9 protein-coding genes are annotated in these 7,493 nt (G+C 74.4%); 4 read left to right on the top strand and 5 right to left on the bottom strand.

Annotation, left to right across the window (positions count from 1 at the left end; genetic code table 11):
• Positions 1 to 87 precede the first annotated feature (87 nt).
• The 5 genes from hisN to ACFV0G_RS30735 all read right to left on the bottom strand — a co-directional run bounded on the left by hisN (position 88) and on the right by ACFV0G_RS30735 (position 4,632).
• Entirely contained in the window at positions 88 to 885 is a 798-nt protein-coding gene (hisN, locus tag ACFV0G_RS30755) for a histidinol-phosphatase (RefSeq protein WP_380555110.1), read from the bottom strand.
• 72 nt (positions 886 to 957) lie between these two features.
• Positions 958 to 1,281, bottom strand: coding sequence for a DMT family transporter (locus ACFV0G_RS30750; protein ID WP_380555108.1), 324 nt, complete (start codon positions 1,279 to 1,281; stop codon positions 958 to 960).
• Positions 1,282 to 1,386: 105 nt separating this feature from the next.
• Positions 1,387 to 2,442 carry a ribosome small subunit-dependent GTPase A gene (rsgA, locus tag ACFV0G_RS30745; RefSeq protein WP_380555106.1) on the bottom strand — a complete coding sequence of 352 codons (1,056 nt, stop codon included), beginning with the start codon at positions 2,440 to 2,442 and terminating at the stop codon, positions 1,387 to 1,389.
• Between the two features lie 14 nt (positions 2,443 to 2,456).
• Entirely contained in the window at positions 2,457 to 3,776 is a 1,320-nt protein-coding gene (gene aroA, locus ACFV0G_RS30740) for a 3-phosphoshikimate 1-carboxyvinyltransferase (RefSeq protein ID WP_380555104.1), read from the bottom strand.
• Between the two features lie 142 nt (positions 3,777 to 3,918).
• Entirely contained in the window at positions 3,919 to 4,632 is a 714-nt protein-coding gene (locus tag ACFV0G_RS30735; RefSeq protein ID WP_380555102.1) for a M50 family metallopeptidase, read from the bottom strand.
• 129 nt (positions 4,633 to 4,761) lie between these two features.
• On the opposite strand from ACFV0G_RS30735, the gene ACFV0G_RS30730 reads away from it, so the two are divergent.
• The 4 genes from ACFV0G_RS30730 to rsrA form a co-directional block, all read left to right on the top strand.
• Positions 4,762 to 5,511, top strand: a complete 750-nt coding sequence (locus ACFV0G_RS30730; RefSeq protein WP_380555100.1) for an SOS response-associated peptidase — start codon at positions 4,762 to 4,764, stop codon at positions 5,509 to 5,511.
• A 68-nt stretch (positions 5,512 to 5,579) separates the two neighbouring features.
• Entirely contained in the window at positions 5,580 to 6,221 is a 642-nt protein-coding gene (locus tag ACFV0G_RS30725; RefSeq protein WP_380555098.1) for an alpha/beta family hydrolase, read from the top strand.
• 285 nt (positions 6,222 to 6,506) lie between these two features.
• Positions 6,507 to 7,190, top strand: a complete 684-nt coding sequence (locus tag ACFV0G_RS30720) for a sigma-70 family RNA polymerase sigma factor (protein WP_380555112.1) — start codon at positions 6,507 to 6,509, stop codon at positions 7,188 to 7,190.
• Positions 7,187 to 7,493 (top strand): mycothiol system anti-sigma-R factor (gene rsrA / locus ACFV0G_RS30715; RefSeq protein ID WP_380555096.1); only part of this gene is annotated, 307 nt, incomplete at its 3' end. The genes ACFV0G_RS30720 and rsrA, both read left to right, overlap by 4 nt.

Genomic DNA, 7,493 nt, shown 5'->3' with positions numbered 1-7,493 from the left:
GTATAAGAGACAGGGTGGTCGGCAACCTCCCCGACCACCCGCCGAAACACCGCCGTCGGCCGCCCGCGCCGCCGCGGGGCCCGCAGGTCAGACGCTGAGGCGGCGCAGCACCTCGGCGTGCAGCACCCCGTTGCTGGCCACCGCGTCCGCGCCGTTCGGCCCGTCGACGCCGTCCAGCCCGGTGAACCGGCCGCCGGCCTCCTGCACCACGATGCACGGCGCGGCCATGTCCCACAGGCTCAGCTCCGGCTCGGCGGCGATGTCCGCGGAGCCCTCGGCGACCATCATGTACGACCAGAAGTCGCCGTAGGCCCGGGTGCGCCAGCAGGCCCGGGTGAGGTCGAGGAAGGGGTCGAGCCGGCCGCGCTCCTCCCAGCCGGTCAGCGAGGAGTACGTGAAGGACGCGTCCTCGATCCGCTGGACCTGGGAGACCTGGATCCGGGAGGCCTTGGCGAGGCTGCGGCCCGCGTACGCGCCCAGGTCGCGGGCGGCCCACCAGCGCCGGTTCAGCGCGGGCGCCGAGACGATGCCGACGACCGGCCGGAGCTCGCCGTCGATGCCCTCCTCCAGCAGCGCGATCAGGGTCGCCCAGACCGGCACGCCGCGGACGTAGTTCTTGGTGCCGTCGATCGGGTCGACGACCCAGCGGCGCGGGCCCGAGCCCTGCAGGCCGTACTCCTCGCCCATCACCGCGTCGCGCGGGCGGGCCCGCTGCAGCACGCTCCGCACGAGCTCCTCGGCCGCCTTGTCGGCGTCGCTCACCGGCGTGAGGTCCGGCTTGGTCTCGACCTTGAGGTCCAGCGCCTTGAAGCGCTCCATGGTGACCGAGTCGGCCGAGTCGGCGAGGACGTGGGCGAGTCGGAGATCGTCGTGATAATCGGCCATACCGGAAACCCTAGCGATCCACCGGCTCTCCGTGCGGGAGGGCTCGCACAGCGGACGGAACGGGCGGGCCGATCAGTGCCCGCTCCCGCTGAGCTGGAGGCCGACCACACCGGCGATGACCAGGCTGATCGACACCAGCTTCAGGGCGCTGCTGGACTCTTCGAGGAAGACCATGCCGTAGACCGCGGTGCCGGCCGCGCCGATGCCCGTCCAGACCGCGTACGCGGAGCCGACCGGCAGCGACTTGAGCGAGAGCGTCAGCAGGCCGAAGCTGCCGAGCGCGAAGGCGCAGAAGCTGATGGTGGGCCAGAGCCGGGTGAAGCCCTGGCTCAGCTTGAGGTTGATCGCGAAGCCGGTCTCCAGCAGACCGGCGAGGATCACCAGCGCCCATGCCATCCGTCTGACTCCTTGTCGCGGGGCGGTCCTACCCTCCTATGATCGCCAGCCCACGCCGATCCGACACCTGCGGCACACCCGTGTCGGCGGCCGACCGGCGGTGTCTCAGTCCCCCTCACGGGTGTCGCGGCTGGCCAGCAGCCGGCGCAGCGAGTACAGCCGGGCCTGTTCGGCGTGGCCGTCGGCGACCCAGGCGTCCAGCGCGCAGTCCGGCTCGTCGTGGCTGCACGCGCGCGGGCAGCCCTCGGTGCCGGGCTCCAGGTCGGGGAAGGCGTGGATGACCCGGGACGGGTCGATGTGGGACAGCCCGAAGGACCGGAAGCCGGGGGTGTCGATCACCCAGCCCGGGTCCAGGGCCTTCTTCGAACCGGGCTTGGCGCCCGGGGGCGGCGGCAGCCGCAGCGCCAGGGCGGAGACCGTGGTGTGCCGTCCGCGGCCGGTCACCGCGTTCACGTGCCCGGTGGTCCGCTGCCGCTCCGGCACCAGCGCGTTGACCAGCGTCGTCTTGCCGACGCCGGAGTGCCCGATGAAGACCGTCGACAGCCCGCGCAGGTGCGCCCGCACGGCCTCGGCGCCGGCCGACGCCAGCTCGTCCCGGCGGGTCACCACGTAGGAGATGCCGAGCGGCGCGTACGCCTCCAGCAGCGGCTCGGCCGACGCCAGGTCGGACTTGGTCAGCACCAGCAGCGGCTCCATCCCGGCGTCGTACGCCGCCACCAGGCAGCGGTCGATCAGCCGGGGCCGGGGCTCCGGGTCGGCCAGCGCGGTGACGATCGCCAGCTGCTCGGCGTTGGCGACCACGATCCGCTCGTACGGGTCGTCGTCGTCCGCGGTGCGCCGCAGCACCGAGCTGCGCTCGGCGACCCGCACGATCCGGGCCAGGGTGTCCGGCTCGCCGGACAGGTCGCCGACCACGTCGACGAGGTCGCCGACGACGACGCCCTTGCGGCCCAGCTCGCGGGCCTTCATGGCGACGACCTCGCGCTCCTTCTTCGTCCCGGCGTCGACCAGGCAGGTCAGCCGCCCGCGGTCGACGGTGAGGATCATCGCCTCGGCGGCGTCCTCGTGCTTGGGCCGGATCCGGGTCCGGGGCCGGGAGCCCCGGCGGGCCGGGCGGTTGCGGATGTCGTCCTCGTCGGCGTCCTTGCCGTAGCGGCGCATGGTGATCCGCCCCGTCAGCCCTGGCCGAGGAGGTCGGCCCACATCCTGGGGAAGTCCGGCAGGGTCTTGGCGGTGGTCGCCACGTTCTCCACCTCGACGCCGTCCACGGCCAGGCCGATCACCGCGGCCGCGGTGGCCAGCCGGTGGTCCTCGTAGGTGTGGAAGACGCCGCCGTGCAGCGGGCGCGGCCGGATCCGCAGGCCGTCCTCGGTCTCCGAGACGTCGCCGCCCAGGTCGTTGATCTCCTTGGCGAGCGCGGCGAGCCGGTCGGTCTCGTGCAGCCGCAGGTGGGCGATGCCGTACAGGTGCGACTCGGAGTCGGCCAGCGCCGCGACCGCGGCGATCACCGGGGTCAGCTCGCCGACGTCGTGCAGGTCGGCCTCGATGCCGTGGATCTTGCCGGTGCCGGTGAACTCCAGGCCCTCGTCGGTGAACCGGCAGGCGCCGCCCATCTGCGTGTAGATCTCGCGCAGCTGGTCGCCCGGCTGGTAGGTGTGCTTCGGCCAGTCGCGGACGGTGACCCGGCCGCCGGTGACCAGCGCCGCGGCGAAGAACGGCGCGGCGTTGGAGAGGTCGGGCTCCACCACCAGGTCGCGTCCGATCAGGGCGCCCGGGGTGACCCGCCAGATGTCCTTCTCGCCGCCGTCCTCGGGCGCGTCGACCTGGCCGCCGGCCTTGCGGACCATGTCCACCGTCATCCGGATGTGCGGCAGCGAGGGCACCGCGCCGCCGACGTTCCGGATCTCCACGCCGTTGTTGTAGCGGGCGCCGGAGAGCAGCAGGGCGGAGATGAACTGGGAGGACGAGGAGGCGTCCACGTCGACCGCGCCGCCGTCCACCGCACCGGTGCCGTGCACGGTCAGCGGGAAGCCGCCGCGGCCGCCGTCGTCGATCCGGGCGCCGAGCGCGCGCAGCGCGTCGATCACGCCGTGCTGGGGCCGCTCGTAGCAGCGCGGGTCGCCGTCGAAGTGGACCGGGCCGTCGGCGAGCGCCGCCAGCGGCGGCAGGAAGCGCATGACCGTGCCGGCGTTGCCCACGTCGACCTGGGCCGGGCCGTGCAGCTGCGCGGCCGGGATGACCCGCCAGGCCTCGCCGCCGCCGGTGCCGCCGCTGGCCTCGTTGACCGTCTCCTCGATGGTGACGCCGAGCGCCCGCAGGCCGTCCGCCATGAGCTGGGAGTCGCGGCTGCGCAGCGGGCGGCGGACCCAGCCGGGCCCGTCGGCGAGCGCGGCCAGGATCAGCGCGCGGTTGGTCGCCGACTTGGAGCCGGGGATGGTCACGGTCGCGTCCACGGCGGCGGTGGCGACGGGGGCGGGCCACAGGGCATCGGTCATGCGCCAAGTCTAGGGGCCCGCCGCGCCGCGGCCCGGCGCGCATTCGAATGGCGGACGGGGGTGCTGCACACCTTCGGTGCCGCCGCCGTGCGGGCGGCGTGCGGGCGGTGTGGACGCGCACCGTCCGCCGGACGGCGCTCGGCTAGATGGTCCGCCAGTGCAGCAGCCAGGAGCCGCCGGCCAGCAGGCAGGCGAGGGCCACCACGAGGAAGAGCGTCACCCAGAGCACCGCGCCGACCCCGGTGAGGCCGGCCAGCTGGTCCGCGTCGGACTCCGGCGCCCGCCCGGAGCGGCGCATCTGCTGCAGCTCGACCACCGGCCGCACCCCGGCCAGCAGCAGGAACCAGACCCCCAGGTAGGCGAAGCAGGCCTGCACCTGGTCGCTGCCGTACCAGGAGACCAGCGCGAACGCCGCGCCGGTGACCAGCACGGCCAGCACACCGAAGGCGTTGCGGATCCGCAGCAGCATCCCGGCCAGCAGGACGACGGCGATCCACAGGAACTGGCCGGTCAGCCCGGCGGCGAGCAGCGCGGCCCCGCCCAGGCCGAGCAGCGGCGGGGCGGTGTAGCCGGCCGCGGCGGTGAGGATCATCCCCGGCCCGCTCGGCCGCCCGTACGAGAGCGTCAGCCCCGAGGTGTCGGAGTGCAGCCGGATCCCGGACAGCCGCCGCCGGGTGAGCAGCGCCGCCAGGCCGTGCCCGCCCTCGTGGGCGATGGTGACCACCGTGCGGCTGACCCGCCACAGCGGCCGGACGGCGATCGCCAGCAGGGCCGCGGCGGCGGTCGCCAGGACCAGCCAGCCCGGCGGGTCCGGCCGGGTGGCGGTCAGCTGCTGCCAGACCTGCGCGGTGTCCATGTGCGCCCTGCCTTCCGTCCCGGTGCCGGTCCGGCAGCCTCCCATGAACGGACGCCCGGACGGTAGCGCCCGGTTTCGATCCGCGGGACACCCGTCCGGCCCCGGGCGGCGCATGGCAGGCTGGCCGGCATGTGCGGACGTTTCGCCTCCAGCAGCCGGCCAGAGGACATCGTCGAGGTGTTCGGGGTCGAGCAGTGGGACCCGGCCGAGACGATCGCCCCGAGCTGGAACGTCGCCCCCACCGACCCGGCGTACGCGGTGCTCGACCGCGTCCCCCGCGGCGGGACGGCGCCGGTGCGCCAGCTGCGGGTGCTGCGCTGGGGGCTCGTCCCGGCCTGGGCGAGGTCCCCGGAGGGCGCGGTCAAGATGATCAACGCCCGGGCCGACACCGTGCACGAGAAGCCCGCCTACCGGCAGGCCTTCGCCTCCCGGCGCTGCCTGCTGCCGGTCGACGGCTACTACGAGTGGCAGAGCGCCACCGCCGCGGGCCGCCGGGCCGGCAAGCAGCCGTACTTCGTCTCCCGCGCCGACGGCGGCCCGCTCGCGCTGGCCGGCCTGTACGAGTTCTGGCGCGACCGCGCGCTGCCGCCGGACCACCCGGACGCCTGGCGGGTGACCTGCACCGTGGTCACCACCGAGGCGGAGCCGCTGCTCGCCCCGATCCACGAGCGGATGCCGCTCTTCCTCGACCCGGGGGCCTTCGACGCCTGGCTCGACCCCGCGCTCGACGACCCGCGGGCGCTGCGCGCCCTGCTCGTCCCGCCGCCGCCCGGCGCCCTGCGGGTCCACCCGGTGGGCGAGGCCGTCGGCAGCATCCGCAACAACCGCCCGGAGCTCGTCCGGGAGCTGACCGACGAGGACCGCACCACGCTGTTCTGACCCCCGCCGCGGCCCCGGCCGGCCCCGGCCTGCCGGGGCAGGGCCGCCCGCCCCGATACGCTCGCGGCATGCAGAAGCTGGTACCGACGCCGGTCGGCGACGCACGGGTGACGCTCCACGAGGCGGACGGGGCCACGGCCCTGCTGGCGCTCGGGCACGGGGCCGGCGGCGGGATCGAGGCGCGGGACCTGCAGGCGCTCGCCGCCGCCCTGCCGCCGCGGGGCGTCTCGGTGGCCCTGGTGGAGCAGCCGTGGCGGGTGGCCGGCAAGCGGCTCGGCCCGGCGCCCGCGACCCTGGACCGGGCCTGGCTGCCCGTGATGGCCGAGCTGGCCGGCCAGGGGCTGCCGCTGGTGGCCGGCGGCCGCAGCGCGGGCGCCCGGGTCGCCTGCCGGACGGGCGCGGCCACGGGTGCGGTCGCGGTGCTGGCGCTGGCCTTCCCGCTGCACCCGCCGGGCCGGCCTGAGAAGAGCCGGGCCGCGGAACTGCTGGACACCGCGCTGCCCACCCTGGTGGTGCAGGGCGGTGCGGACACCTTCGGCACCCCGGCCGAGTTCCCCGACCTGCCGGCCGGCCACCGGCTGGTGGAGATCCCGCAGGCCGGCCACGGCTTCGCGGTGCCCAAGCGCGCGCCGGTCGGCCAGGACGCGGCGCTGGCCGTCCTGACGGACGCCGTCGCCGACTGGCTCGCCGCACTGCCGCCGATCGGTTGACGGCGGCGGGAATGCGCGGCGGGCCGGCTCGGTTGACACGGTCGTCAGCACAGTCCTGGTGGAAAGGCAGCGCCCATGGGTTCGATCGCGTGCCCCGAACGACCAGAGGAGAGGGCGGCGCAGAACGACTTCGTGCCCGACTGGTCGCAGTGGCTTGTCGCGGGCGAGAAGCCGGTGGGCCCGATATCCTCCATCTCGGGTCGGCCCGCCGTGGGCCGTGGCCGCAGTACCGAGGAGGTGGGTCCGGTCGTCGGGACCGAGGACGAGGCCGTTTCTGGTGGCGGGATGCCCGGGGACGCGCCCCTCACGGGTGACGAGCTGGCCGAGGCGATCGGCGAGGACACCTTCCGCGTGTCCGCGGACGAGAGCGAGGACGCCAGGCGCGAGCGCTTCGAGCGCGACGCGCTGGCCTTCCTGGATCCGATGTACTCGGCGGCGCTGCGGATGACCCGCAACCCCGCCGATGCCGAGGACCTCCTCCAGGAGGCGTTCGCCAAGGCGTACGCGTCGTTCCACCAGTTCCGCGAGGGCACCAACCTCAAGGCCTGGCTGTACCGCATCCTCACCAACACGTTCATCAACTCGTACCGCAAGAAGCAGCGCGAGCCCCAGCGCACCGCGGCCGAGGAGATCGAGGACTGGCAGCTGGCCCGGGCGGAGTCGCACATGTCGACCGGCCTGCGGTCGGCCGAGGCGCAGGCGCTCGACCACCTGCCCGACAGCGACGTCAAGGACGCCCTCCAGGCGATCCCGGAGGAATTCCGGATCGCGGTGTATCTCGCGGACGTCGAGGGCTTTGCGTACAAGGAGATCGCGGACATCATGGGTACACCCATCGGTACGGTGATGTCCCGGCTGCACCGTGGCCGCCGCCAGTTGCGCGGCATGCTGGAGGACTACGCCCGTGAGCGCGGGCTGGTTCCGGCGGGCAGCGGTGCAGGGCAGGAAGCGAAGGGCGCGGGCTCATGAGCTGCGGCGATCCGCACGAGACCGAGTGTGGCGAGGTCCTCGACCACCTCTACGAATTCCTCGACAACGAGATGGCCGAGGGCGACTGCGCCAAGCTGCGCGTGCACTTCGAGGAGTGCTCGCCGTGCCTGGAGAAGTACGGGCTCGAACAGGCCATCAAGGCGCTGATCAAGCGCTCGTGCGGGTGCGACGACACCCCGGTCGATCTGCGGACGAAGGTGCTGGCCCGGTTGAACAAGATCCGCGCGGGCACACGCGCCCCCCCAGGGTATGCCGGAGCGGGGGCCCGGCACAGCGCCCCCG

It is taken from the genome of Kitasatospora sp. NPDC059571 (assembly GCF_042735675.1).
GTDB lineage: Bacteria > Actinomycetota > Actinomycetes > Streptomycetales > Streptomycetaceae > Kitasatospora.
This window is presented reverse-complemented; position numbering and strand designations above follow the sequence as displayed.